Origin of the sequence: Mesorhizobium sp. CC13 (assembly GCF_039907765.1) — a bacterium.
GTDB lineage: Bacteria > Pseudomonadota > Alphaproteobacteria > Rhizobiales > Rhizobiaceae > Aminobacter.
The window spans coordinates 1-626 of sequence record NZ_JARDJI010000059.1 but is presented as its reverse complement, the minus strand read 5'-3'; the positions used below and the strand labels follow the sequence as shown (position 1 = coordinate 626).

The 626-nt window shown below is 66.8% G+C and carries 1 protein-coding gene; it reads right to left on the bottom strand.

Annotated elements, in window-relative coordinates:
• A partial coding sequence (locus tag PV773_RS25150) for a formate--tetrahydrofolate ligase (RefSeq protein ID WP_347968992.1) occupies positions 1-626 on the bottom strand: 626 nt, incomplete at both ends.

The following is a 626-nucleotide window of genomic DNA, read 5'->3' as shown; positions in this document are numbered from 1 at the left end:
GGCATGGTCATGATCTCGCCGCAGATGGCGACGACGAAGCCGGCGCCGGCGGCCAGCCGCACCTCGCGCACCGGCACCACGTGGTCGACCGGGGCGCCGCGCAGGTTCGGGTCGGTCGAGAACGAGTACTGGGTCTTGGCCATGCACACCGGCAGGTTGCCGTAGCCGGCCGCCTCCCAGGCATGCAGCTGGTCGCGCACGCTCTTGTCGGCGATCGCCTGCGAGCCGCGGTAGATGCGCTTGACGATGGTGTCGATCTTGTCGAACAGCTTCATGTCGTCGGGATAGAGCGGGGCGAACTGCGCAGCACCGCTCTCGGCGAGGCTGACCACCTTCTTCGCCAGCTCCTCGATGCCGGCCGAGCCCTTGGCCCAATGCTGGCACAGGATGGCTTCCTCGCCCATCTTGGCGACATAGTCCTTCATCGCCGCAATCTCGGCGTCGGTGTCGGAATGGAAGTGGTTGATGGCGACGACCGCCGGCACGCCGAACTGGCGCACGTTCTCGATGTGGCGGCCGAGATTGGCGCAGCCCTTCTTCACCGCCTCGACGTCCTCCTTGCCGAGGTCCTCCTTCTTGACGCCGCCGTTCATCTTCATCGCCCGCACGGTGGCGACGATGACGGC